This is a genomic window from Tenacibaculum sp. UWU-22, from assembly GCF_041021355.1.
Lineage (GTDB): Bacteria > Bacteroidota > Bacteroidia > Flavobacteriales > Flavobacteriaceae > Polaribacter.
Map to the genome: position 1 here is coordinate 226,705 of NZ_JBFNGP010000004.1, position 26,500 is coordinate 253,204.

At 31.7% G+C, this 26,500-nt stretch carries 20 protein-coding genes and 1 pseudogene; 13 read left to right on the top strand and 8 right to left on the bottom strand.

Translation table 11 applies throughout. The features are described 5' to 3' along the window. The first annotated feature begins 32 nt into the window (after positions 1-32). The 5 genes from AB2B44_RS08655 (at position 33) to AB2B44_RS08675 (ending at position 5,487) form a co-directional block, all read left to right on the top strand. Complete coding sequence (locus AB2B44_RS08655) at positions 33-1,772, top strand: amidohydrolase (RefSeq protein WP_369049180.1); 1,740 nt, start codon at positions 33-35, stop codon at positions 1,770-1,772. Between the two features lie 38 nt (positions 1,773-1,810). Continuing rightward, positions 1,811-2,995, top strand: a complete 1,185-nt coding sequence (locus tag AB2B44_RS08660; protein WP_369049181.1) for a hypothetical protein — start codon at positions 1,811-1,813, stop codon at positions 2,993-2,995. A gap of 311 nt (positions 2,996-3,306) precedes the next feature. Next, on the top strand, positions 3,307-3,741 hold the full coding sequence (locus tag AB2B44_RS08665; RefSeq protein WP_369049182.1) for an Rrf2 family transcriptional regulator: 435 nt from the start codon (positions 3,307-3,309) through the stop codon (positions 3,739-3,741). Positions 3,742-3,821: 80 nt separating this feature from the next. Further along, positions 3,822-4,538, top strand: coding sequence for an iron-sulfur cluster repair di-iron protein (ric, locus tag AB2B44_RS08670; RefSeq protein ID WP_369049183.1), 717 nt, complete (start codon positions 3,822-3,824; stop codon positions 4,536-4,538). 202 nt (positions 4,539-4,740) lie between these two features. Further along, positions 4,741-5,487: a phosphatidylcholine/phosphatidylserine synthase gene (locus tag AB2B44_RS08675; RefSeq protein ID WP_369049184.1), complete on the top strand. Its 747-nt coding sequence runs from the start codon at positions 4,741-4,743 to the stop codon at positions 5,485-5,487. Here the strand turns inward: AB2B44_RS08675 and lptB are convergent. The 3 genes from lptB to AB2B44_RS08690 all read right to left on the bottom strand — a co-directional run bounded on the left by lptB (position 5,480) and on the right by AB2B44_RS08690 (position 8,203). Continuing rightward, a complete protein-coding gene (lptB, locus tag AB2B44_RS08680) occupies positions 5,480-6,217 on the bottom strand; it encodes an LPS export ABC transporter ATP-binding protein (protein WP_369049185.1) in 738 nt (245 codons plus the stop codon). The genes AB2B44_RS08675 and lptB overlap by 8 nt on opposite strands. Before the next feature lie 141 nt (positions 6,218-6,358). Next, complete coding sequence (gene tatC / locus AB2B44_RS08685; protein WP_369049186.1) at positions 6,359-7,186, bottom strand: twin-arginine translocase subunit TatC; 828 nt, start codon at positions 7,184-7,186, stop codon at positions 6,359-6,361. Between the two features lie 45 nt (positions 7,187-7,231). Beyond that, positions 7,232-8,203 (bottom strand): SIS domain-containing protein, encoded by a 972-nt coding sequence (locus AB2B44_RS08690; RefSeq protein WP_369049187.1) that lies wholly within the window; start codon positions 8,201-8,203, stop codon positions 7,232-7,234. Positions 8,204-8,356: 153 nt separating this feature from the next. On the opposite strand from AB2B44_RS08690, the gene recQ reads away from it, so the two are divergent. Together recQ and AB2B44_RS08700 are read left to right on the top strand one after the other, a co-directional pair. After that, complete coding sequence (gene recQ, locus AB2B44_RS08695; protein ID WP_369049188.1) at positions 8,357-10,555, top strand: DNA helicase RecQ; 2,199 nt, start codon at positions 8,357-8,359, stop codon at positions 10,553-10,555. A gap of 39 nt (positions 10,556-10,594) precedes the next feature. Beyond that, positions 10,595-11,065 carry a DUF6495 family protein gene (locus AB2B44_RS08700; protein WP_369049189.1) on the top strand — a complete coding sequence of 157 codons (471 nt, stop codon included), beginning with the start codon at positions 10,595-10,597 and terminating at the stop codon, positions 11,063-11,065. Between the two features lie 69 nt (positions 11,066-11,134). Here AB2B44_RS08700 and AB2B44_RS08705 read toward each other — a convergent pair whose 3' ends face one another. The 5 genes from AB2B44_RS08705 to AB2B44_RS08725 form a co-directional block, all read right to left on the bottom strand. Then, on the bottom strand, positions 11,135-13,543 hold the full coding sequence (locus AB2B44_RS08705) for a glycoside hydrolase family 31 protein (protein ID WP_369049190.1): 2,409 nt from the start codon (positions 13,541-13,543) through the stop codon (positions 11,135-11,137). 97 nt (positions 13,544-13,640) lie between these two features. Then, the gene (gene glgB / locus AB2B44_RS08710; protein WP_369049191.1) at positions 13,641-15,548 is read right to left on the bottom strand and encodes a 1,4-alpha-glucan branching protein GlgB; all 1,908 of its coding nucleotides are present in this window, start codon (positions 15,546-15,548) and stop codon (positions 13,641-13,643) included. Positions 15,549-15,553: 5 nt separating this feature from the next. Further along, positions 15,554-16,819 carry a glucose-1-phosphate adenylyltransferase gene (locus tag AB2B44_RS08715; protein ID WP_369049192.1) on the bottom strand — a complete coding sequence of 422 codons (1,266 nt, stop codon included), beginning with the start codon at positions 16,817-16,819 and terminating at the stop codon, positions 15,554-15,556. Positions 16,820-16,826: 7 nt separating this feature from the next. Beyond that, entirely contained in the window at positions 16,827-18,236 is a 1,410-nt protein-coding gene (locus AB2B44_RS08720) for a glycogen synthase (RefSeq protein WP_369049193.1), read from the bottom strand. A gap of 327 nt (positions 18,237-18,563) precedes the next feature. After that, positions 18,564-19,238, bottom strand: a complete 675-nt coding sequence (locus AB2B44_RS08725; RefSeq protein ID WP_369049194.1) for a TrmH family RNA methyltransferase — start codon at positions 19,236-19,238, stop codon at positions 18,564-18,566. 32 nt (positions 19,239-19,270) lie between these two features. Between AB2B44_RS08725 and AB2B44_RS08730 the strand changes: the two genes are divergently transcribed. The 6 genes and pseudogenes from AB2B44_RS08730 to AB2B44_RS08755 form a co-directional block, all read left to right on the top strand. Then, positions 19,271-19,957 carry an NAD-dependent deacylase gene (locus AB2B44_RS08730; protein WP_369049195.1) on the top strand — a complete coding sequence of 229 codons (687 nt, stop codon included), beginning with the start codon at positions 19,271-19,273 and terminating at the stop codon, positions 19,955-19,957. Positions 19,958-20,785: 828 nt separating this feature from the next. Continuing rightward, complete coding sequence (locus AB2B44_RS08735; protein ID WP_369049196.1) at positions 20,786-23,011, top strand: NADP-dependent isocitrate dehydrogenase; 2,226 nt, start codon at positions 20,786-20,788, stop codon at positions 23,009-23,011. Between the two features lie 82 nt (positions 23,012-23,093). Next, positions 23,094-23,333 (top strand): DUF6095 family protein, encoded by a 240-nt coding sequence (locus tag AB2B44_RS08740; RefSeq protein WP_369049197.1) that lies wholly within the window; start codon positions 23,094-23,096, stop codon positions 23,331-23,333. Between the two features lie 226 nt (positions 23,334-23,559). Then, complete coding sequence (locus tag AB2B44_RS08745; protein ID WP_369049198.1) at positions 23,560-24,066, top strand: CAP domain-containing protein; 507 nt, start codon at positions 23,560-23,562, stop codon at positions 24,064-24,066. A gap of 203 nt (positions 24,067-24,269) precedes the next feature. Beyond that, complete coding sequence (locus AB2B44_RS08750; RefSeq protein WP_369049199.1) at positions 24,270-24,758, top strand: CAP domain-containing protein; 489 nt, start codon at positions 24,270-24,272, stop codon at positions 24,756-24,758. 278 nt (positions 24,759-25,036) lie between these two features. Beyond that, positions 25,037-26,500, top strand: a pseudogene (locus tag AB2B44_RS08755) (hypothetical protein); the annotation flags it as partial.

A 26,500-nucleotide genomic window follows, 5' to 3' on the forward strand; every position in this document is an offset into this window, starting at 1 on the left:
TAAACCACAAATCATTGCAAAAACCCTAACTCATGAAAAAATTATTAATAATTCTTACCACTTTACTATTGCTTATTGCCTGTGGTGGGAATAAAAAACAAATAGCAACCGCAGAACCCTATGTATTACGACAAACTCTCTTCCATAATGGAGATATTATCACCATGGAAGGAGAAGAACCTCAATATGTAGAAGCGGTAGTACAACAAGAAGGCAAAATCGTTTTTGTTGGCGATTTGAAAACCGCCGAGAAAAAATACCCCAATGCCACTAAGAAAAACCTACATGGCAAAACAATGCTTCCGGGCTTTGTAGATGGACACGGACACTTTGTAAGTGCAGGACAAACCACTCTATTTGCCAATGTAATGCCCCCACCAGATGGTCCAGGAAAGAATTTTGACGAATTGGTACAAACCGTAAAAGATTGGATGGAAACCGATAACGGAAAATTTATCATACAAAAATACGGTTGGGTAGTAGCCAATGGGTATGACGACTCTCAATTGGATGAAAAAACGCATCCAACCAAAGAGGTGTTAGATAAAATCACTACCGAATACCCTGTAATATTTATGCACCAATCGGGTCATTTAGCCGCTTTTAACTCAAAAGGGATAGAAGCTTCTGGTTATACCAAAGACACCCCAGACCCTAAAGGAGGGCATATTCAAAGAGAGGATGATGGCTCTCCCAATGGAGTATTAGAAGAAGAGGCCTATTTTCAATTCTTTTTACCCATAAATACTGCAAAAACAGACGATGAAGTAAAGAAAAAGTCGGTATTAGCTGCACTTAAATTATATGCTTCCAATGGATATACTACTGTACAAGATGGTAGAAGTACTCCAGACCAAACAGGAGCTTTGGAAAATGCTGCGGAGGCAAACGAATTATACCTTGATGTAGTAGCTTATCCTGATATTGTATGGAATCAACAAGCTGCGGAAGGCAAGTATTACAAAGCAGACCATACCTATTACAATCATTATCGTGTAGGGGGAGTAAAACTATCGTTAGATGGTTCTCCGCAAGGAAAAACTGCTTGGCTTACCAAGCCCTACTTTCACCCTCCACATGGACAACATGCCGACTATAGGGGGTTTCCACAACATACGGACGAAGAAGTAGAAGAGTATGTAAAAACAGCTTACAAAAACCACTGGCAAATACTTTGTCATAACAATGGTGATGCTGCGATGGATCAATATATCAATGCGGTAGAAGCCGCCCAAAAAGAATTTGGCTACGACGACCCTCGCACAGTAATTATTCACGGACAAACCATGCGAAAAGATCAAGTACAAAGGGTTGCTAAAAACAGACTTTTTGTTTCCTATTATCCGTCGCATACCTTCTATTGGGGTGATTGGCATTTGGAATCGGTTTTAGGACATCCACGTGCTGACTATATTTCCCCTTGTAGAGATGCTATTGATGCAGGTATTAATATCACTTCCCATCATGATGCTCCAGTGATTCCCCCAAGTTCTATGCGTGTGTTAGATGCTCCAGTAAATAGAGTGACACGAAGCGGGTATGTATTAGGTCCTAACCAGAGAATTACCGTATATGAAGGTTTACAAGCCTTAACGATATGGGCTGCCAACCAATATTTTGAAGAAAATAGTAAAGGGACTCTTTCGGTTGGTAAATTAGCAGATTTCGTGATTTTAGACCAAAACCCTCTTAAAGTGGCCCCTTTAACGATTCATACAATCAAAATAAACGAAACCATTAAAGAAGGAGAACCCGTGTACAAAGCAATGTAATTATTTTAAGAAATACCTATAAACTTAATTAAGGTTAAATGAGATATAATAAACTAGAATTAGAAAACGCAACACATTACTCTAACAATCAATTATTAATTAACTGTACTAAACAAATTGATAAATTGATAAAAAATAAGTTATGTATTATGAAACAAATTTTTACCATTATTTTACTATTAATCTATACAGTTACTTTTTCTCAAACAAAAAACACAGAAGGATACGATTGGCCATATAAAATGCCTATCTGGGGAAAAAAAGCCGCTGCTAAAGGATATAAAATTCAATTACCATATGGATTGAATGTAAACTATGTATACAATCGAATGGATTTGGAAATTACCAGATTTAACATGCTCATTGGCGACGACCCAAATTCTAAACTAAATCAACTAATAACTAAATATGTTACCTTAGATAATCTCCATTTTAACAAAACTATAGCTAAAGCAAATGGAATGAACCTTAGAGCTGACGTATGGGTACTCCCCTTTTGGAATATTTACGGCATCTACTCAAATAATCAAGGTAGCACTGAAGTTTCGTTAGAACCCCGTTGGTATAATAAAGATGGTAACTTAGTTCTATCAGTACCTAATGTATATAGCAAAGTAAATTTTTCTTCCAATTCATATGGAATTGGCTCTACCATAGTAACCCCCATTTATAAAACACTTTTCTTTTCATTAGACGGAAATACAACATGGTCACACTCCGATTTATTAACAAAGAGAGTTGTTTTTGGTGTCATTTCTACTCGATTGGGTAATCGTATTCGTTTTAATAATGGTATGATGATAGCTTTATATATCGGAGCTATGTATCGTGGGTTCTTAGATCATCAGAACAATAATGGCTCTATATTAATGCAAAAAGCGATGCCTAATCTAAGTAATAAAGTAACTACAGCCATCAATCAACAAATACAAGCAAATAACGATGAAATTGATCAACTAGACCCTAATAATCCGAAAGATAAAATACAGATTATCATTCTACAAAACAAAAACAACTCTCTTAAAGAAATACGAACGGCCTTTAATTCACTTATGGAATCGCAAGTAAACTATTCCATTAGAAAAGATATAATTAATCATTGGAGTGTTAATTTTGGTTTCAACTATGAAATTAATCCAGAACTAACCTTTAGAGGAGAATTTGGAAAAGGAAGTGGAAATGATTTTGTACTAATTGGGTTACAGTATCGTTTTGGCTTTTAAAAAAACAGGCTATTTTAATGAGTAAATACCAAAAACAAATGCATTTACCTAGAAATATAAATAAATTTAACAACCCGCGATTGATAAATATACGTTACGTTTTCAAATATACTCAACTCGAAACTAACTAATTCAAAACTTTTTATTACATAAAAAAACAGTATTTCAGTTGTTTAAAAACAACCACCCATCAGCTTACAACTTAGTTTGTTGGACTATAAAGTTATACTTTACAATTTTTCTTTTATTTCAGACAAATTTGTCTGATTTATTAAAAATATAGTATCTTTGCCTGAAAAAAAGAAATAAATATGTTTTCAAAAGCGTGTGAATATGCAATTAGGGCTGTCATTCATATTTCTCATGAATCACAACAAGGAAAACGCGTAAATTTGAAAGAAGTTGCCAAAGCGATTGATTCACCTGTTGCTTTTACAGCAAAAATATTACAATCATTAGCCAACAATCATGTTATAATTTCATCTAAAGGAATAACAGGAGGTTATGAAATATCTGAAAAAGAACTAACAAAAATCACACTTCATCAAATTATAGAGGCAATAGACGGAGATAAAATATATAATGGTTGTGGATTAGGCTTACAACAATGTAACGAACAAAAACCATGTCCCATTCATTTTAAATTTAAAGCCATTCGAGACGATTTGAAAACAATGTTAACCACCACTACCGTTGCTGAACTAGCAAATGGATTACAAAAAGGAGTTGTGTTTTTAAAAAGATAAAAAAAATTAATTTAAAATCGGATAAATTTATCCAATATTATAAAACAACTAAACATAATATACTATAAAATTTAAAAAAAATGAATATTACAGCAAAAAGTATCGTAGGAGAATTGGTTGCAGAAGACTACCGAACAGCAACTGTTTTTAAACAACATAAAATTGATTTTTGTTGCAAAGGAAATAGAACTATTGACCAAGTATGCGAAAACAAACAACTTGACGCCACTAAATTAATTGAAGAATTAAACGAATCAGCTAAAAAACAAGATAATTCGACAACCAATTTTGCTTCGTGGGACAGTGATTTACTTGCCGACTATATCGAAAAAAAACACCACAGATATGTTGAAAACAAAATTCCTGAACTTCAAGCCTACTTAAGAAAAATAGCAAAAGTACATGGTCAGCGTCATCTTGAGTTAATTGAAATTGAACAATTGTTTACCGCATCTGCCCATGAATTGCTTCATCATATGCAAAAAGAAGAATTTATCTTATTTCCTTTTATCAGAGCAATGAAAAATGGAAAACAACTTGACCGCCCTCATTTCGGAACAGTAGAAAACCCTATAAAAATGATGATGCACGAACATGACAACGAAGGAGAACGATTTAGAAAAATAGCTACATTGAGTAACGATTATACTCCGCCTGCTGATGCGTGTACCACATATAAAGTTGCTTTTGCAATGCTTAAAGAGTTTGAAGAAGATTTACACTTACACATTCATTTAGAAAACAACATATTGTTTCCTAAAGCAATAGAGGCTGAAAAAACATTAAATTATGCTTAATATATACCCCACCTCTCACTAAAACTCCATAAGCCGTGAAAAATTTCACGGCTTTATTATTATCTAAAAGCATAGAAAAAATAGATTTCTATTCATAAAAAAAACAATCCATTTAAATTTATTAAGTAACTTACCGAAACGAAATTTAAAAAATTTGAAAAATAACAAGCGTTTTTATACTTTCGTATAAAATCTGACCAAAATGAACTTAAAAAAACAATTACCTAATTTACTAACTTTTGCAAATCTTTTTTGTGGTACTGTCGCTATTATTTTTGCCATTAAAGGCGATTTTGAGGCTACAGCTATATTGGTTGCCTTGGGTATTGTTTTTGATTTTTTTGATGGTTTTACAGCTCGATTACTTCATGTACATAGTGAGTTAGGTAAACAGTTAGACTCTTTGGCTGATATGGTTACTAGCGGTGTAGTTCCTGGCATTGTTATGTTACAATTATTAATAAATAGTATTGATAAAGATGCTGTTGGTTATTTTGGCACAGATCCTGAAGGAGCTACAGGTAGCATGCTACCTTATATAGGCCTTTTATTAACCTTAGCTGCAGCATACCGCTTAGCAAAATTTAATATTGACTCTAGACAAACCAATCATTTTATAGGCTTACCCACGCCTGCCATGAATTTATTAGTTGTTTCATTACCTCTTATTATTGAGTATTCGCCTGATATGTTTTTTGTAAACCTAGTACAACGACCCTATTTTTTAATAACAACAACAATTATTCTTAGCTTTTTAATGAATGCTGAATTATCGTTATTTTCACTAAAATTTACAGGTTTTTCCTTTAAAAAAAATGGAGTTAAATATGTGTTTTTAGCACTTTGCTTGGTATTGTTACTTATACTAAAGTTTGTAGCAGTTCCTTTTATTATTCTATTGTATATAGTATTATCAATAATTAATACTTTACGAAATAAAGCTATTTAAACTTTTTCTTTTTCAACTCAAAATCTTTACCTAAATATACTTTTCGTACCGTTTCGTCTTCAGCAAGTTCTTCTGGGGTACCCTCCTTTAAAATACTTCCGTTATACATTAAGTAGGTTCTATCAGTAATTGCCAAAGTTTCTTGTACATTATGGTCGGTAATTAAAATACCTATATTTTTATTTTTTAAATGCGCTACAATACTTTGTATATCTTCAACCGCAATTGGGTCGACACCCGCAAAAGGTTCATCTAATAAAATAAAATTGGGGTCAGAAGCTAAACAACGTGCTATTTCTGTTCTTCTACGCTCACCCCCTGAAAGTAAATCACCCCTATTTTTACGTACATGCCCAATTTTAAACTCATCTATTAACTCCTCTAAGCGTGCTTTTTTTTCGGTTTTAGTTCTATTGGTAAATTCTAAAACAGCCATAATATTATCTTCTACCGATAATTTTCTAAAAACAGAGGCTTCTTGAGCTAAATAACCAATTCCTTTTTGAGCACGTTTATACATTGCGTCACTTGTAATATCGTCATCATTTAAAAAAATAGTACCTCCGTTAGATTTAATCATACCTACAATCATGTAAAAAGAAGTGGTTTTTCCTGCTCCGTTAGGCCCTAACAGCCCAACAATTTCACCTTGTTTTACTTGAAGCGATATACCTTTTACTACTTTTCGAGTACGATATATCTTCTGTATATTATTGGCTTTTAAAATCATAAAAATTTACTTCGCTTAAATAAACTGTTTTATTACATTATCTAAAAAAACAGTTAAACACCGAGTAAAAGTAAACAATTGTTTACTTAAAACCTTGTTAAAGGTATTATAATGTTTTCTTTTTAAAACTCCTTAAACAGGTTAAACCTTAGGTACTTTTGATATATTTTGTTCTTGCTTTTTAGTAACAATTTTAGAAATGTATATACTTACTTCGTACAAAATCATAATAGGTATCGAAACAATTACTTGACTTGCTACATCAGGTGGTGTAATAACAGCCGCCACAATTAAAACAACCACTAAAGCATGTTTACGATATTTTTTTAAAAATTCAGGAGTAATTAAACCTATTTTTGAAAGAAAAAATACGACTACTGGTAATTCAAAAAACAAGGCTACCCCCAACATCGTATTGGTTACCAAATTAATGTAAGCGTCTAGTTTGAAGTTGTTTACCACGGCATCACTAATTTTATAGTTGTAAAAAAAATAAACCGACATCGGTATAATTACAAAATAACTAAACAAAGCTCCTAAGAAAAATAAAAACGAAGAGGCTAACAAAAAACCTCTTGAATTTTTTCGCTCCGCACTATGTAAGCCTGGTGCTATAAAACGCCAAATCTCCCATAAAATATAGGGAAAAGCAATAATAAAACCTAAAATTAAAGAAACCCAAATAGCCGTCATTAATTGCTGGGTAGGATTTAAACTTAACAGCTTTTGATTAAAATGTACATCACAAAAACTACTGTCAATTCCGATATAAGTAAAGGTTTTACAAAAAAATTTGTACGTAACAAAATCGGGTTTTAAATGTGCCAACAAAAAATCGTCAAATACAGTGGTTTGAAATATAAAAATTAAAATACCTATTATAAATATGGCTCCAAAACTACGAACCAAATGCCATCTTAGTTCTTCTAGATGATCTAAAAAAGACATTTCTTTTTCGGGTTGTTTCATTCAAATAAATTAAGTCTAATACAATAAAAATTAAACGGTTTTTTTTTAAAAAATTCCTTCTTTGATTAAATCATGAAAATGCACTACCCCTACATAATTTTTATCATCATCTACTACTAAAATTTGTGTAATATCATTACTTTCTAAGGTTTGTAAAGCATCTACAGCCATAGCATGTACATTAATTGTTTTGGGGTTTGTACTCATTACATCTTGTGCTGTTAAGCTATTAATTTCGGTAGTTTTACTTAACATTCTACGAATATCTCCATCAGTAATAATACCTGCAATTTTACCTTCTGCATCAATAACTGCAGTAACCCCTAACCTTTTTTCTGATATCTCTATAATAACTTTTGTTATTTTATCAGTTGGTAGCACTTGAGGTTTCTCATTATTTTCAACTAAATCAGAAACCCTTAAATACAAACGTTTACCTAAAGCTCCTCCAGGGTGATATTTTGCAAAATCATCGCTGGTAAACCCTTTTATTTTTAATAAACAAACCGCTAAAGCATCTCCCATTACAAGCTGAGCTGTTGTACTAGTTGTCGGAGCTAAATTATTTGGGCACGCCTCTTTTTCTACATAAGTATTAAGCGTAAAATCAGCATTTTTAGCTAAAAAAGATTCTGGGTTTCCTGTAATGGCAATTAGCTTGTTGCTAGAGCGTTTTATTAAAGGTACCAAAACTTTAATTTCAGGAGTATTACCACTTTTTGATATACAAATAACAACATCGTCTTTTTGTATAATTCCTAAATCGCCATGGATAGCATCTGCAGCATGCATAAAAATAGCTGGAGTGCCTGTAGAATTAAACGTCGCAACAATTTTAGCCGCAATATTAGCACTTTTACCTATACCTGTTACAATTATTCTCCCTTGAGATTTTAAGATAACTTTTACAGTTTCTTCAAAATCACTATCAATTAAATTTGTTAAATTAGCAATACTTTTGCTTTCTAACAAAATTGTTTTTTTTGCAAGGGTTAAAATAGATTCGTTATTTTTCAATATTTAAGTAATTTATAGCATTAAAAAAAACACGGTAAAAATAGGCAATATTTTATTGCTGATAAGAAATATCACAGAAAAATAATATAATTAACAAATATTGTTTCTATATTTTTTTGTATATTAGTTTTGATTTAATTTTTTATTTAAGAGATGAGCAATAAATCAATAGATTTATACGCCCCATTAAAAAAATTTTTCGGTTTTACAAAATTTAAGGGCTTACAAGAACAGGTAATCACAAGTATTATAAACAACCACAACACTTTTGTTGTGATGCCTACTGGCGGAGGTAAATCGTTATGTTATCAGCTACCCGCATTAATGAAAGAAGGTACCGCTATTGTGGTTTCGCCTTTAATTGCTTTAATGAAAAATCAAGTAGATGCTATTAGAGGTATCTCTGAAAATACTGGAGTAGCCCATGTATTAAACTCATCGTTAAACAAAGGTGAGATTAATCAAGTGAAACACGACATTGAAAACGGAATTACAAAATTACTATATGTCGCTCCAGAATCATTAATAAAAGAAGAATATGTAGCTTTTTTAAAAGATCAAAACATTTCGTTTGTCGCTATTGATGAAGCGCATTGTATTTCTGAATGGGGTCACGATTTTAGACCCGAATATCGAAACCTACGTCATATTATTAAACAATTTGGCAACATTCCTGTTATTGGTTTAACCGCTACTGCAACCGAAAAAGTACAAGAAGATATTTTGAAAACCTTAGGCATGACCAATGCCAATACCTTTAAAGCATCGTTTAACAGACCTAATTTGTTTTACGAGGTTAGACCCAAAACTAAAAATGTAGAAAAAGATATTATTCGCTTTATAAAACAAAACCTAGGCAAATCTGGAATTGTGTATTGTTTAAGCCGTAAAAAAGTTGAAGAAATTGCACAAGTTTTACAGGTAAACGGTATTAATGCGGTACCTTATCATGCTGGTTTAGACGCTAAAACTAGGGTTAAGCATCAAGATATGTTTTTAATGGAAGATTGTGATGTAGTAGTTGCTACTATTGCTTTTGGAATGGGTATAGACAAACCCGATGTTCGTTATGTAATTCATCATGATATTCCTAAAAGTTTAGAAAGCTACTACCAAGAAACTGGACGCGCAGGAAGAGATGGTGGTGAAGGTATTTGCCTAACATTTTATTCGTATAAAGACATTGAAAAGCTCGAAAAGTTTATGGCAAATAAACCCGTCGCAGAACAAGAAGTTGGGCACGCCTTATTACAAGAAGTGGTAGGTTATGCTGAAACCTCTATGAATCGGCGTAAATATTTATTGCATTATTTTGGTGAAACCTTTGATGAAGTAAATGGTGAAGGTGCTGATATGGATGACAATATGCGAAATCCGAAGAAAAAACATGAAGCAAAAGACGATGTAAAAACACTGTTAACGGTTATTGAAAAAACGAACGAACAGTATAAACCTAAAGAAATCGTAAATACCTTAATTGGTAAAAAAAATGCCCTATTAACTTCACATAAAACACCCAATCAGTCGTTTTTTGGTATAGGCGAAGAAAAGGATGCCAATTATTGGAAAGCCTTAATTCGTCAGATTTTAGTAGTTAATTTAATTCGAAAAGAAATTGAACAATACGGAGTAATAAAACTTACTGATAAAGGTAAAGCGTTTATTAAAAATCCTACATCGTTTATGATGACCGAAGACCATATTTATGATGAAGATAACGATGAAGCTATTATAACCAATGCAAAAATGGATGGTGGCGGAACCGATGATAAACTGATAAAAATATTGAAAGATTTACGAAAAAAAGTAGCAAAACAACAAAACGTACCTCCTTTTGCTGTTTTTCAAGACCCTTCAATAAATGATATGGCTTTAAAATACCCTATAACGATGGATGAACTTGCTAAAGTTCATGGAGTTGGAGAAGGTAAAGCTCGTAAATTTGGTAATGAATTTATCAAACTTATTGCCAATTACGTAGAAGACAATGATATTATACGCCCTGATGATTTAATTGTAAAAAGTACAGGGGTAAACTCTGGGCTAAAGTTATACATTATACAAAATACTGATAGAAAGCTTCCGTTAGAAGATATTGCCAGGTCTAAAGGACTTGAAATGAATGAATTGATAAAAGAAATGGAAGCTATTATTTATTCTGGAACAAAATTAAATATTGATTATTCGTTAGACAATTTATTAGACGAAGACCAACAAGAAGAAATTTACGAATATTTTATGGAGGCAGAAAGCGATAAAATTCAAGAAGCATTAGACGAATTTGATGGCGAATACGACGAAGAAGAATTGCGATTAATGCGTATTAAATTTATTAATGATGTTGCCAACTAACTCCTCTTTTTCACTTACCTTTAAAGTACAAATAAACCATTGAAATACAAACAGCTAACCAAAGAACAACTTGAAAGCTTACATGATGAATTTGCTCGATTTTTGGCCACTCAACAAATTGACGCAGCAGAATGGAAATCATTAAAAAATGAAAAACCACAAATAGCAGAAGAAGAGTTAAATATATTTTCTGATATTGTTTGGAATGATGTATTAACCAAAACAAATTATTTAGAACATTTTTCTGCAAAAACAATAAATCTTTTTAAGTGCAAAAAAGAAACCATACACAGAATTGTTATTAAGGTTAGTAAAAATATCGATTTACAAACCCAAAAAGACTACCAGTGGTTATTAAAAAACCCATTAGACAAAACTGTTGAGTTTTTACAAGGTGAAAAAAAATATACAAAAGAACGAAATGTAGAAGTTTTTGATTTAATAGAAAAAGGCAGCACCCTTAGTAAGGGTGAACTGTTTGAATACTTTTATAAATTAATCGAAAAATAAATTTTTTCTAAAAAAATACCTTATAAAATCTTATCTAAATAATAGATAAATAACCTCTCCCTCCTACTACTATTTTTTACGTCCAATAATATGTATTTCAGAAAAATTCTTATCAACTATAATCGATGAAATTTTATCGTTTTTAACTTGTTCTAAAGAAATAACCTCATTATCTATTTGTATATCTTCTATTTCGAATGGTAACCCATGAAAGTTTAATTTAAAGTTATCATAAGTAGTAACATATTTTCCTTCTATATGTTGCTGAATAATAACTTCGCTTTCTTTTCCTGTAAATTTAAAGGTGCTAAAACTATATTTACCTTTGGTATAACCATATCCATCATTAGTATCTTCAAACAACTGAGAGGTTTCTTTACCTTCTTTAAAATAAACATCTAATGTTATTTGTTTTATCTCTAATTCACCTACATATTGTTGTATTGGGTACTTAGGTATAATAGCTCCTTCTTTGACAAAAATAGGCATACTATCAATTTCTGCATCTACCCATTTTTCTTTTCCACCAACTACTAGCTTATCTGTCCAGAAATTATACCATTTACCTCTTGGAATATACATACGTCTTCCTTTAGCATTAGGCTCTTGTATAGGGCATATTAAAAAGTGATTACCAAAAATAAATTCGTCTGTTCTATAGTGGGTTTGATTATCTTCTTGATCAAACAACACTAATGATTTTATAATTGGCGTACCATTTTCTACCAAATTCCAAAATGTCGTATATAAATAAGGTAAAAGTTGATAGCGTAATTCAATAAATTTTTTAACAATTGATGTTACATCTTCATCAAATGCCCAAGGTTCTTGATCGCCATGGTCGCCCGAAGAATGTACTCTACAAAAAGGATGAAAAACCCCTAATTGAATCCAACGAGTAAACAATTCGCCTTGTGGTTGTTCTGCAAAACCACCAATATCACTACCTACAAAACTAAACCCAGACATTGCCATACGTTGAACTTGTATATTAGCAATCCATAAGTGCTCCCAGGTAGCAACATTATCTCCTGTCCATGTTGATGTGTAACGTTGAGTTCCTGAATAAGCAGAACGGGTAATTACAAAAGGTCTTTTAGGGTAATTAAATTTTTTAACCCCATGATAGGTTGCACGTGCCATTTGCATACCATAAATGTTATGCGCTTTTCTATGGCTACAAGGGTTTCCGTCATAATCGTGACGAACATCGTCTGGAAAAGATTTATTAGGCACCTCCATTACTGCAGGCTCATTCATATCATTCCAAACCCCTTTAACCCCAATATCTTCAATTAATTCTTTAAATAAGGTTGACCACCAATCGCGCACCTCTGGTCTAGTAAAATCTGGAAAGTAACACTCTCCAGGCCATACTTTTCCTTTCATATAAGGGCCATCGGCTCGTTTACAAAAATAATCTTCCTCTAAAGCTTCTTTAAAAACAGCATAATCTTTATCAATTTTAATTCCTGGATCAATAATAGCCACCGTTTTAAAACCATTATTAGCTAGTTCTGTTACCATTTGTTTTGGATTTGGAAAGTATTCTTTATTCCAAGTAAAACATCGAAAACCATCCATATAATCAATGTCTAAATAAATAGCATCACACGGAATTTTTAAATTTCTAAACTTTTGGGTTATTTCTTTTACTTTACTTTCTGGGTAGTAACTCCATTTACATTGATGATATCCTAAAGCCCAAAGAGGTGGTAGTTTTGGTTTTCCTGTTAAATCTGTATAACTTTCAACCACATCTTGCATTTCTGGCCCGTAAATAAAATAATAATTCATTTCACCGCCTTGTGCCCAAAAACTAGTAACATTTCTACGCTCGTAAGCAAAATCAAAATACGAACGAAAAGTATTATCGAAAAAAATACCGTAGGCTTTATTGTGATGTAACCCTGTGTAAAACGGAATAGTCTTATAAATAGGGTCGGTATCTTTACCAAAGGCATACGAATCAGTTACCCAGTTTTGAAAACGTTTTCCTTTAAGGTTTAAATGTTCTGGTTTGTCTCCTAAACCAAAATAGCTTTCACGGTCATTAACCGTTTTACTCATTTTTACAATATTACCGCCATAATTATAGCTTTCTTCCCAATGAAAGCCCAACTCATCTTCATTTATTAAAACATTATCGCTAACGTCAAATATTTTTATTTTTAAATTCTTTTTAGATACAATACAAAGTAATTTAGCTGTCGTAATTTTATACGAATCTGGAAATTCTTCTATTTCTAGCTTATTATAACCTCCGTTAGGAGATTTGGCTATGGCATACGAAAAATCATTTTCGAAATTATTAGATGTTGCATATCGAAAACGTAATATACTATCTCTAATTACTCTTAATTGAAGAATTACATCATTTTCTGTATAAAAAAACAAGGTATCTACATTTTTTTCAAACTTTATTATATTGGAAGGAAATAAATTACCTTTTTGTTCTAACTCTGTATTTACAATCATAAAAAATAATACTTGTATAAAATGGGGTGTAAAAAAACAAAAAAAATACTTTATTTGGGTATTTTTTTTAATTAATAACTAAAACGTTTTAGGGTGATTATATATATTTAAAAGCAACCATTGCTAAAGGTGGGATAACTATTTCTATAGAATTTTCTCTGTATTGCCATTCTTTTGCTTCGGTTATTATTGTATTATTTGTAAAATTACCACTACCAAAATAATTTTTATTATCACTATTAAATACTTCGGTAAGTTTTCCTTTTTTAGGTACACCTATACGATAGTTTTCTCTAGGCACAGGAGTCATATTACAAACTACAATAACCATATCTTTTGAAGCATTACCTTTTCTAATATAGGCTAAAATAGAGTTTTCAGCATCACTGTAATCAATCCACTCAAAACCTTCTTGTATAAATTGCTTTTCGTACAAAGCGGGTTGTGTTTTATAAAACTTATTTAAATCTTTCATTAGTTTTTGAACCCCTAAATGAGGTTTATACTGTAGTAAATGCCAATCTAAGCTTTGTTCAAAATTCCATTCTTCACTCTGCCCAAACTCAGCTCCTTGAAACAGTAGTTTAGTGCCTGGATGGGTAAACATATAACTATACAACAAGCGTAAATTTGCAAAACGCTGCCACTCATCACCTGGCATTCTGTTTAAAATAGAACGTTTACCATGCACAACCTCATCATGACTTAATGGTAGCATAAAGTTTTCAGAAAAAGCATAGGTCATGCTAAAGGTTATATCGTTTTGATGATGTTTACGATAAAGCGGTTCTTTAGAAAAGTATTGTAGAGTATCGTGCATCCACCCCATCATCCACTTCATACCAAAACCTAAACCGCCTAAATATACAGGTTTAGAAACTCCTGGAAAAGCAGTTGATTCTTCGGCTATAGTTTGTACGTCTGGATAATTGCCATATACCGCTATATTTAACTCTTGCATAAAGGTAATCGCTTCTAAATTTTCTCTACCGCCGAATTGATTGGGCTCCCACTCGCCTTCTTCTCTAGAATAATCTAAAAATAACATCGAAGCTACCGCATCAACACGTAATCCATCAGCATGAAACTGATCTAACCAAAAAATAGCATTACTAATTAAAAATGATTTAACTTCGTTACGCCCATAATTAAAAATTAAACTTTTCCAATCAGGATGATAGCCTCTGTTTTTATCGGGGTGTTCGTATAAATTAGAACCATCAAAAAAACCTAAACCATGTTGGTCTTCAGGAAAATGTGATGGAACCCAGTCTAAAATTATTCCTATGTTATTTTTATGTAAGTTGTCTATTAAAAATTTAAATTCTTCAGGAAAGCCAAACCGTGATGAAGGAGCAAAATATCCCGTAATTTGGTATCCCCAACTCGGATCATAAGGATATTCCATAACAGGCATTAACTCTACATGAGTAAAGTTCATTTTTTTCACGTAAGCAACCAATTCTTCAGTTAGTTCTATGTACGACAAAAAACGGTTTTCTTCAACTTGCTTTTTCCATGAACCTAAATGAACTTCATAAACAGAAAAAGGTGCTGTTAACGCATTATTTTTATGTCGATTCTTCATCCATTTAGCGTCTTTCCATTGGTAAGCATCTTCCCAAACTATAGAGGCTGTTTTTGGAGGATGTTCACTTCGTCTAGCATAGGGGTCTGCCTTTTCTGTTATAATATTATTATGATGGCTATGAATTTTATATTTATAAGCATTTCCTTTTTGAACTCCAGGAACAAACCCTTCCCAAATTCCGCTTTCATCCCAACGCACATTAAGTTTATGTGAGCCGTCTGTCCAATAATTAAAATCGCCAACTACCGATACTTGTTTTGCACTAGGTGCCCAAACCGCAAAATAAGTGCCCGCTACCCCATTAAGAGTAATAGGGTGCGCGCCCATTTTTTCATATAAGCGGTAGTGTTTTCCTGATTTAAATAAATTAATATCAAAATCGGTAAATAAACTGTGAGGAATAACTTTAGTCATAAAAATTAGATTGAAAAACCGCTAGGTATGGTTGCATTTTTTTTGATTACTACAATACCATCTTTTATGGTATAAGTATCAGTTTCTGTATTTTCTAAATGTAATCCACCGTTTATCGTAACATCATCTCCTATACGGCAGTTTTTATCAATAATTGTATTGTTTATTTTACAGCGTTCACCAATACCCATTAACACGTCTATTTTTTTATTTTCTATTTCTTCAAGGGTTTCATAATAATCATTTCCCATCATATAGGTATTGGTTACTATTGAATCGCTACCAATTCTTGAACGAAGACCAATAACCGAATGGGTAATTTCTTTAGCTTGAATAATACAGCCATCAGCAATTACAGCTCTATCTAATAAGGTTTTAGAAATTTTTGAAGTAGGCAATATTCTTGCCCTAGTATAAATACGATAATCGTTTTCATAGAGGTTAAATTTAGGTATATCATCGGTTAACCCTAGGTTTGCTTCAAAAAATGAATCGATATTTCCTATATCGGTCCAATAACCTTCATATTGACAGCTAATAGTTTTGTATTTATGTATTGACTGCGGAATGATTTCTTTACCAAAATCAATAGTATCTGGATTTTCCATTAGTTTAATCAATAAATCGCGATTAAAAACATAAATTCCCATCGATGCCAAATACTCTCTACCTTCTGCTTTCATAGACTCACTTACTTCAGATTTCCATTCTGGCAATAAAGAGGCATCTGGTTTTTCTATAAACGAAGTTATAACATGGTTTTCATCAGTTTTTAAAATACCAAAAGAAGTAGCTTCTTTTGCATTAACTGGTAGTGTAGCAATTGATATTGAAGCCTTACTTTTAATATGTTCATTAATTATCGTATTAAAATCCATTTGATATAATTGATCTCCTGATAAAATTAATACATACTCAAAATCGTGTTTTAAAAAATGATGCATACTCTGCCTTACAGCATCTGCTGTTCCTTGAAACCATTTATCGCTTGTAATAGTCTGCTCGGCAGCTAACACATCTACAAAAGCAGAACTAAAAAAGCTAAAATGATAGGTGTTTTTTATATGTTGATTTAACGAGGCAGAATTAAATTGTGTAAGCACAAAAATGCGCTTCAAATTTGAATTAATGCAATTTGAGATGGGTATATCTACTAATCGGTATTTTCCTGCTATGGGTACTGCGGGTTTAGAGCGTGATTCGGTAAGAGGGTATAACCTTGACCCTTGCCCTCCTCCTAAAATAATCGATACTACACTTTCACTTATCATAGTTAATTTATATTATAGATTTATACAATGTTATATATGCTTCTGCTGATGTATTCCAAGAATGATCAATTTGCATAATTTTTTTACTTATTTTTCTATACTCTTGTTGGTTATCATCATATAGAGTTATCGCTTTTTTAACGGCTTTTATAATAGCTGCAACTGTTGCTTCTTTATGGCAAATACCAAAACCGTTTTTTTTGGTAATATCTATAACCGTATCTTTTAAGCCTCCAATACTTCTCACCACTGGAATAGTACCATATTTTAATGAATACATTTGGTTTAAACCACATGGCTCTACTCGAGATGGCATCAACAAAAAATCGGCTCCTGCATACATAATATGAGAAAGTTTTTCGTTATACCCTGTGTATGCATTATAATGTCCTGAATAACCGCTTTGTAACTTATATAGTTCTTTTTCAATATCTTTATTTCCTGATCCTAAAACTAGGACAGTGCAATTTTTATCGGCTAATACTTTGGTAAAAACTTCGGGTAAAAGATCAGCTCCTTTTTCACCTACTAACCTTCCTATAAAAATAAATAACGGCTTATTTTTATGTAATTTAAACTTTTCGCATAAATATTTTTTATTGGCTTTTTTACCTGAAATATTATTTCTTACAGTATACTTTTTTACAAGATACGCATCTTTTTCTGGATTCCAAACTTCAACATCAATACCGTTTAAAATTCCTAAGCATTTTTTCTTTTCTGCAGTCAAAAGACTTTCTAAACCATTTGCCTTTTGTTTTAACTCTTCCATATAGGTTGGCGAAACGGTAGTTACTCGCCACGCACATTTAATACCTGTAGCTAATGGGTTAATTACGCCATCCCAATCTAATAAGCCAACATTATCTACATTAAAATCAGGTATATATGATAATTTATCGTAATCAAACCATCCTTGATATTGTGCATTATGTATGGTTAATACAGTAGGTATATTGTTTAAAGGTCTGTACCGATAACATTCTTGAAGCATAAAAGGAATAAGTGCTGTATGATGGTCGTGACAATGAATAATAGAAGGTTTTTCTTTAAAAGTTAACAACCAGTCTAATACAGCCTTTTGAAACGCTAGAAAGCGATCGGTGTCATCGAATGAATAAACGTAATCTTTAAATAGTAATTCTTTTACATCTATCAAAAAAAGTGTAAACCCTAATTCACTAGATTCTAATTTCAAAACCCTAAAATCAAAACTAGTACTTCCTAATTTTACGGTATTACTATAAAGTTTACTAAACTTATGTTTTTTAGTAAATGTAAGGTCGTAAAAAGGCATAATTACACAGGCCTCAACCCCTAATGCATTTTGATATTTAGGCAACGACCCCACTACATCGGCAAGCCCCCCAACTTTAGCAATAGGGTAACATTCTGCACTTATATGTACAATGTTCATAGTTTTTATTTTACGCTTAATATTTTTAACTACAAATTTATTATAGTGTAATATGCTTAAGCAGTTTGGTTAGATTGAATTTACAATATATTTAATACAGTAAACTTACGAGTTAATTTTAATTATAACTGCACTAATATATTAAATTATTGCTATGTTTTTAGATTATATTGACATTAATTCTGTAATATTCTAAGCTATTAAGCAACGGTTTTGCACAAAAAAAAAAGAATGTTTTTTTTAAATTAATGAAATTTAATTAGTTAGACAATAAGTCCCCCCTATAACTCTTTCACATAGTTATAGAAAAATTTGATTAATAATTTTTTATTTAGATACAATGTTATTGTAATAATGAGCTATTATATTATCAACATTTTTTACTGTTTTTGTAATCCAATCAAAATAAATTTTTTCTTTTTCATCAGAGGTTAATTGCCAACTTACTTCTGTTTGCTTTAAACGAGCTGTTACACTTTGCAAAATAATAGCTGCCGCAACTGAAATATTTAAGCTTTCGGTAAAACCAAACATAGGTATTTTTAAAAATCCGTTTGCATGTTGTTTTACATATTCAGACACTCCTTCTTTTTCTACTCCAAAGACAAAAGCTGACTTTTGAGTAACATCAAAATCTGACAACATACACGAATTGTTATGAGGCGTAGTAGCAATAATTTTATATCCTTTATTTTTTAAATCGGTCAAACAGGTTTTTGTATTATTTTCATTGGTTTTATACCTATGAAAATCTAACCATTTTTGACTTCCTTTTGCTACATGTCTAGAAACCTTATGTAGATAAGTATTTTCAACGGTATATACATCTTGAATACCAAAAATATCACAAGTTCTTACTACCGCACTTGTATTATGTGGTTGATAAATATTTTCTAAAACAACCGTAAAATGACGTGTTCTTTGTTCTAAAACTTCATGAAATAATTTTTTTCGACGAGAAGTAACGTAGGTTTCTAAATAATGTAATAAGTTTTTATCCATATTACAAACATAACATTTATTACCTTTAGCACATGAAAAACTTAGTAATCTTAACCGGTGCTGGAATTTCTGCTGAAAGCGGACTTAAAACTTTTAGAGATGCCGATGGATTATGGAACGGACACAATATAATGGAGGTTGCCACACCAGAAGCCTTTGCTAAAAACCCAGAACTCGTACTATCTTTTTACAATCAACGTCGAAACGAGCTAAAAAAAGTACTTCCTAATAAAGCGCATAAAAATTTAACTGCTCTCGAAAGCTTTTTTAATGTTAATATTATTACTCAAAATATAGATGATTTACACGAACGTGCTGGCAGCAAAAATATAACACACCTTCATGGAGAGCTCTTTAAAGTTAGAAGTATAAATGATGAAAAAACGCTATACGATTGGACAAATGATTTACATCTGGGCGATTTAGCTGAAGACGGCTCTCAATTAAGACCCCATGTAGTTTGGTTTGGAGAAGCTGTTCCTAATCTTGAAAAAGCAATTAAAATTACTCAACAAGCAGATATTTTAGTAATTATTGGCACCTCTATGCAAGTATATCCTGCAGCCAGTTTAATTAACTATAAAAAATCAAATATTCCCATTTATTTTATCGATCCAAACCCTTCGGTTACTAAAAATAGTATTGATAATCTTACTATTATTAAAAATACAGCGAGCAACGGAACAGACATCTTAATCAAGACATTAACAACTAAGTAATAACACAGAAACACTTTTTATATGTTTTTTCCACTATCTACAAATGTTAATAACTAATGTTTATAAATTGTTGATTTATAATTTGTTAAAAGCAATAAATGTTTAAATTTTTTACTTATATTTGTTAACTTTACTTTTATAAAGTGAGGTTTGATGTCAGAGATTGAAAGATAAAAAATTCAAACACTCGCCTTTAAGTAAAGAATGTTCTTTTCAATTATTTTTTAATATTTAGGTTCATTTGACAATAAATTTTTTATTAAGTTTAGTAGGTAACTTAATATGATACTTTAAAAAACTTTAATCCGTTTGTAGGAGAGCCGAAGTAAAACAAGGCTTTTTGAAGCTTAAATAAAGTGATAATCATATAAAACGCCTATAGTAGCGTGAGTTATAATATACACGCAAAAATCTCAAGCTAAGTTTCAAAATCAACTTATTTATTAAAAAGTAAACAAAACATCTGTAAAATTAAATAATTTAATTTATTGGTTAACAAGAATGTTTTGTGAAGAAATAGCAGTTATTGAAAATAATATAAAGAATTTCTTTTCTTTATTATACAGCAAATACGAGTTCAATACAAAAGCTATTTCCGAAAGCCATATCTAAGCAAAAACTTGCTAGATATGGCTTTTGTTTTTTATATTTTACAATGTCTACATAATATTTTACAAAAAACACAAAAAAAGCCCATTATTAATACCTATTTAACAGTAAAAATATCATTTGTATTATTTAAATTTGCCCAACTTTTAATTAAAACATCTTTCTATTAAAATTTGGTCGTATTAAATTTTATATATACTAAAAAAAATAAAAAAACACATGAATAAATCCGCTAAAATTATGTACACAAAAACGGATGAAGCACCTGCTTTAGCTACTCGTTCGTTTTTACCTATTGTAAAGGCTTTTACCAATACAGCTAATATAACAATCGAAACAAAAGACATTTCGTTAGGCGCACGTATACTTGCAAATTTTTCAGATGTTTTAACACCCGACCAACAGGTAGAAGATGCTTTAGCTTTTTTAGGTGATTTAGCAAAAAAACCAGAAGCAAATATTATAAAACTACCTAATATTAGTGCCTCAGTACCTCAATTAACTGCTGCTATAGAAGAATTGCAATCTTTGGGCTATGCGCTACCCGACTACCCAGAAGAAGCTAAAACAGCAGAAGAAAAAGAAACTTTAGCTCGATACAATAAAGTAAAAGGCTCTGCTGTAAATCCTGTGTTACGCGAAGGAAACTCAGATCGTCGCGCTCCTAAAGCCGTAAAAAATTACGCACGCAAAAATCCACATTCTATGGGTGCTTGGAGTTCTGACTCTAAAACACATGTGGCAACCATGGGCATAAACGATTTTGCTAGTAACGAAAAATCAGTAACCATACCCTCTAAAACATCCGTAAATATTCAATTTACTGACAGCAACAATAACAGCTCTTTACTAAAAAAAGATATTTCGTTATTAGACGGAGAAATTATTGATGCAACTGTTATGAGCAAAAAAGCGTTAATTGCTTTTTTAGAAGAGCAAGTTGCCGATGCTAAAGCAAAAGGAGTTTTATTTTCGCTACACATGAAAGCTACAATGATGAAAGTATCTGACCCTATTATTTTTGGGCATGCTGTACGGGTATTTTACAAAGATTTATTTGCTAAATACGAAGATATTTTTGAAAAAATTGGAGTAGACGCTAATAATGGATTTGGAGATGTATTAAGTAATATTGAAGAACTTCCAGAAGAAAAACAAAACGAAATTTTAGCAGCTATTGAAACTATCTATGCAAATAACCCAGACGTTGCAATGGTAAATTCTGATAAAGGAATTACAAATTTACATGTTCCTTCTGATATAATTATCGATGCTTCAATGCCCGCCATGATTCGCACCTCTGGACAAATGTGGAACAAAAACGGAAAACAACAAGATACAAAAGCTATTATTCCTGACAGCTCTTATGCAGGCTTATATCAAGAAACTATTGATTTTTGCAAAAAACATGGAGCCTTTGACCCAACCACAATGGGTACTGTCCCTAATGTAGGTTTAATGGCACAAAAGGCAGAAGAATATGGCTCGCACGATAAAACTTTTGAAATTTCAGCAAACGGTAAGGTTAGTGTTGTTGATGCAAATGGTAACATTTTAATTGAACACCAAGTAGAAAAAGGTGATATTTGGAGAATGTGTCAAACCAAAGACTTACCCATTCAAGACTGGGTAAAATTAGCCGTATCTAGAGCTAAAGCCACCCAAACACCTGCTGTATTTTGGTTAGATAAAAATAGAGCACACGATGCTGAAATTATTAAAAAAGTAGAAAAATACTTAACTGAGTATGATACTTCTGATTTAGAAATTAAAATTTTATCTATTGCAGAAGCCACAAAATATACTTTAGAAAGGGTAAAAGCAGGCAAAGACACTATTTCCGTTACCGGAAACGTTTTACGCGATTATTTAACCGATTTATTTCCTATTTTAGAATTAGGCACCTCTGCTAAAATGCTATCTATTGTTCCTTTAATGAATGGCGGTGGATTATTTGAAACAGGAGCTGGAGGTTCTGCTCCAAAACACGTACAGCAATTTATAGCTGAAAATCATTTACGTTGGGATTCTTTAGGTGAATTTTTAGCCCTAGCTGTTTCGTTAGAACACTTAGCCGAAACACACAACAATAATAAAGCGTCTGTATTGGCTGAAACTTTAGATAACGCTACAGGTAAATTATTAGAAAATAAAAAAGGCCCTTCTCGTAAAGTAGGCGAAATAGATAATCGAGGAAGCCATTTTTATTTATCAATGTATTGGGCCCAAGAGTTAGCTGATCAAAATAAAGATACCGATTTAAAAACACAATTTACCCCAATTGCTGCCGAATTATCAGCTAATGAAGCTGTAATTATTAATGAGTTAAATGCAATTCAAGGAACACCTGTTGATATAGGAGGATACTATATGCCTAATGAAGATTTAGCAAACAAAGCTATGCGACCAAACAAAACATTTAATGCTATTCTAGCTAAAATTTAAATAATTATTGTAAAAAGCTGTCTAAAACAAATACTTTTAGACAGCTTTTTACAATTAACAATAGTATATCTTACCAAATAATATGGAAGAAAATAATAAGTACAAAAAACCTTTTATTAAAATTCTTATATTAATTGGTCTGTTAATTTTATCGCCAATTATATTAAGCTTAGGTTACCGAGCAAACGAAATTTTTATAGAAAAACCTAAAATTTATATTGCCTATTTTTTACTAATTATTGGTTTTTCGCTAGTAATATATACAGTATATTTTGGTTTTAAAACCATAAAAACATTACTAGAGGCGCTATTTAATAAATAAAATCTAAAACTAAGTAGGATATTAAACAATAATTAAAACCTAACCATCTTCCTATATTTTTACAATTTATTTTATAAAACTGTTAAAAAAATAGTAAAATAAAAATTGTATTCTACAAAAAAACTTTCATTCACATCATAAAAGTAACAGTACACAACATTTTTTTCTGAATTGAGACTTCTATCTGTAACATTGTTAACAGATTAACTATCTAAATCCCCCAAATATGAAAACTTTCCCCCAAAGGTTAATATTTGTCTTATTACCAGTATTAACAATCTCGTGTACTACAAATGAAGAAAACCCACTTTCTTCAGAACAAGCAACATTTATTCCTGCCTCAAAACCCATTGAATTAGAGGTTTTACGTCTCACAAATAATTATAGCGTTGAAAAAGAATTATCCTCTTTAAAACAATTATCTATAATTAAGGTACAGACCCACGAACATACCTCGTACATGATTCACCAAAACAGTATTTCTCTTGATAATTTTTACAAACGAAGTAAATATCTTAGAAAAAATACATCAACTATATGCATAGGTGAAAATGTAGCTCAAGGTTTTTCAACAGCTAAATCAGTTGTAAGCGCTTGGATAAACAGTAAAAGCCTTCGAAAAAATATAGAAGGAAACTTCAATTATTTTGATGTGCCTGCTGAACAGAATGAAAGTAAAAAATGGTATTTCACTAATATTTTTTGTAGAAAAGAGACCATAAAAATCTCGTAGATTAATTAATCTACGAGATTTTTATTTACACTATTAACTAAAATTAAAATATTCAAAAATCTATTTGCCTATGACTAAATAATATAAGCTTTAAACCTTTTAAAAATCAATAAACATTTATTTTACAAAATAAAAACAGAAAAAATTCCCCCCTGTTTTTTCCTTTATAAAATAATCATATTAATCCCCTAATCCCCCCAAATATGAAAACTTTCCCCCAAAAGTTAATATTTGCGTTATTCGTAATATTAACAATCTCGTGTACAAATGAAGAAAATCCTCTTTCTTCAGAACAAACAACATTTATTCCTGCCTCAAAACCTATTGAATTAGAGGTTTTACATCTCATAAATGATTATAGAGTTGAAAAAGGGTTATCTCCTTTAAAACAATTATCTCTAATTAAAACACAGACCTACGAACACACCCTATACATGATTCACCAAAACAGTATTTCTCATGATGATTTTTACAAACGAAGTGAATATCTCAGAAAAAATACACCAGCTATATGTGTGGGTGAAAATGTGGCTCGAGGTTTTTCAACAGCTAAATCAGTTGTAAGAGCTTGGATAAATAGTGAAAGTCATCGAAAAAATATAGAAGGAAACTTCAATTATTTTGATGTATCCGCCGAACAAAGTGAAAGTGGAAAATGGTATTTCACTAATATTTTTGTGGAAAAGAGATAGTAAAAAATCCCGTAGATTTATCAATCTATGGGATTTTTATTTATATTATTAACTAAAATTAAAATATTCAAAAAAACCTATTTACCTATGATTAAATAATATACACTTTAAGCCTTTCAAAAACCAATAAATACCTACTTTTGAAAAATAAAAACAGGAAAAAATAATTCCCTTATTTTTTACTTTACAAAATAATCATATATTAGTGGTTTAGTGACATTTATAGGATTTTTGTGTCAAAGAAATAAAACTTATTTATAAAACTTACTTTTAACCAAATGCGTATACAAAATATTTTAATAGCTTATATGTTATTTTTTACGGGCTTACTTTTTTCGCAAGTAAAAATTGGTAATTCGCCAAACGTTATAGATTCAAATTCATTATTAGAGTTAGAAAGCAATAACAAAGTGCTTGTAATTACAAGAGCTACCACTTCTCAAATGAATGCCATTAAACCTCTTGAAGGAGCTTTAATTTACAATATGGATAAAAAATGTATTTATCAATACATTGGAGATAAATGGAGTAATTTATGTGCCGATTATTCTGGTTCAGACAATCAGAAAATTAGCTTCGACAATACTACCAATACTTTAACCTTAGAAAATGGAGGCTCTGTTAATTTATCGTCTTTAATAAATGATGCTGATAATGATCCTGAAAATGAAATTCAAGTATTAGCTTTTAATCCTAGTACCAACATATTAAGTCTTTCTAATGGAGGAACAATCGATTTAAGTAGTTTAAACAATAGTGGTACAGACGATCAAACAGCCATTGAAGTTCCTTACGACAATACTGACTCTGATCTTACCGCTACCAATGTTAAAGCCGCTATCGATGAAATCGCTGCCGATGCAGGTACCGTAAACCTTATCGATGAAGGAGATGGAAAAGTAACCCTTGTGAAAGCTGATGGTACTCTAATTAAAGTGGATAAAGCTAATATTAAAGATAATGGAAACGGGTCGTTTACCTTTACCAATAACGACGGATCCGATGTTACCTTTACGCCTAAAGCTGTCGGAACAACCTACGATAACACCACCTCAGGACTTACCGCTACCAATGTTAAAGCGGCTATCGATGAAATCGCTGCCGATGCGGGTACCGTTAACCTTATCGATGAAGAAGATGGGAAAGTAACCCTTGTGAAAGCTGATGGTACTCTAATTAAAGTGGATAAAGCTAATATTAAAGATAATGGAGACGGATCGTTTACCTTTACCAATAACGACGGATCCGATGTTACCTTTACGCCTAAAGCTGTCGGAACAACCTACGATAACACCACCTCAGGACTTACCGCTACCAATGTTAAAGCGGCTATCGATGAAATCGCTGCCGATGCGGGTACCGTTAACCTTATCGATGAAGAAGATGGGAAAGTAACCCTTGTGAAAGCTGATGGTACTCTAATTAAAGTGGATAAAGCTAATATTAAAGATAATGGAGACGGATCGTTTACCTTTACCAATAACGACGGAACCGATGTAACCTTTACACCTATAGCGGAAGGAACAACCTACGATAATGCCGATTCTAGACTTACGGCTACCAATGTTAAAGACGCACTTGATGAAATCACTACCAATTTAACCGCCCATATTACTGCTGATAAAGACACAGACAAAACCAATGAGTTAAATACAGACGTCTCTTTTGACGGTACTACGCTTAGTATTACTGATGCGGGAGGTACACGTACCGCAAACTTATCTAGCGTTTCTTCTGACGAT

Bases quoted from the DNA above. Each gene is read 5' to 3' on its own strand.
- AB2B44_RS08655 (WP_369049180.1), top strand. From the start codon at position 33: ATGAAAAAATTATTAATAATTCTTACCACTTTACTATTGCTTATTGCC.
- AB2B44_RS08660 (WP_369049181.1), top strand. From the start codon at position 1,811: ATGAGATATAATAAACTAGAATTAGAAAACGCAACACATTACTCTAAC.
- AB2B44_RS08665 (WP_369049182.1), top strand. From the start codon at position 3,307: ATGTTTTCAAAAGCGTGTGAATATGCAATTAGGGCTGTCATTCATATT.
- ric (WP_369049183.1), top strand. From the start codon at position 3,822: ATGAATATTACAGCAAAAAGTATCGTAGGAGAATTGGTTGCAGAAGAC.
- AB2B44_RS08675 (WP_369049184.1), top strand. From the start codon at position 4,741: ATGAACTTAAAAAAACAATTACCTAATTTACTAACTTTTGCAAATCTT.
- lptB (WP_369049185.1), bottom strand. From the start codon at position 6,217: ATGATTTTAAAAGCCAATAATATACAGAAGATATATCGTACTCGAAAA.
- tatC (WP_369049186.1), bottom strand. From the start codon at position 7,186: ATGAAACAACCCGAAAAAGAAATGTCTTTTTTAGATCATCTAGAAGAA.
- recQ (WP_369049188.1), top strand. From the start codon at position 8,357: ATGAGCAATAAATCAATAGATTTATACGCCCCATTAAAAAAATTTTTC.
- AB2B44_RS08705 (WP_369049190.1), bottom strand. From the start codon at position 13,543: ATGATTGTAAATACAGAGTTAGAACAAAAAGGTAATTTATTTCCTTCC.
- glgB (WP_369049191.1), bottom strand. From the start codon at position 15,548: ATGACTAAAGTTATTCCTCACAGTTTATTTACCGATTTTGATATTAAT.
- AB2B44_RS08715 (WP_369049192.1), bottom strand. From the start codon at position 16,819: ATGATAAGTGAAAGTGTAGTATCGATTATTTTAGGAGGAGGGCAAGGG.
- AB2B44_RS08720 (WP_369049193.1), bottom strand. From the start codon at position 18,236: ATGAACATTGTACATATAAGTGCAGAATGTTACCCTATTGCTAAAGTT.
- AB2B44_RS08725 (WP_369049194.1), bottom strand. From the start codon at position 19,238: ATGGATAAAAACTTATTACATTATTTAGAAACCTACGTTACTTCTCGT.
- AB2B44_RS08730 (WP_369049195.1), top strand. From the start codon at position 19,271: ATGAAAAACTTAGTAATCTTAACCGGTGCTGGAATTTCTGCTGAAAGC.
- AB2B44_RS08735 (WP_369049196.1), top strand. From the start codon at position 20,786: ATGAATAAATCCGCTAAAATTATGTACACAAAAACGGATGAAGCACCT.
- AB2B44_RS08740 (WP_369049197.1), top strand. From the start codon at position 23,094: ATGGAAGAAAATAATAAGTACAAAAAACCTTTTATTAAAATTCTTATA.
- AB2B44_RS08745 (WP_369049198.1), top strand. From the start codon at position 23,560: ATGAAAACTTTCCCCCAAAGGTTAATATTTGTCTTATTACCAGTATTA.
- AB2B44_RS08750 (WP_369049199.1), top strand. From the start codon at position 24,270: ATGAAAACTTTCCCCCAAAAGTTAATATTTGCGTTATTCGTAATATTA.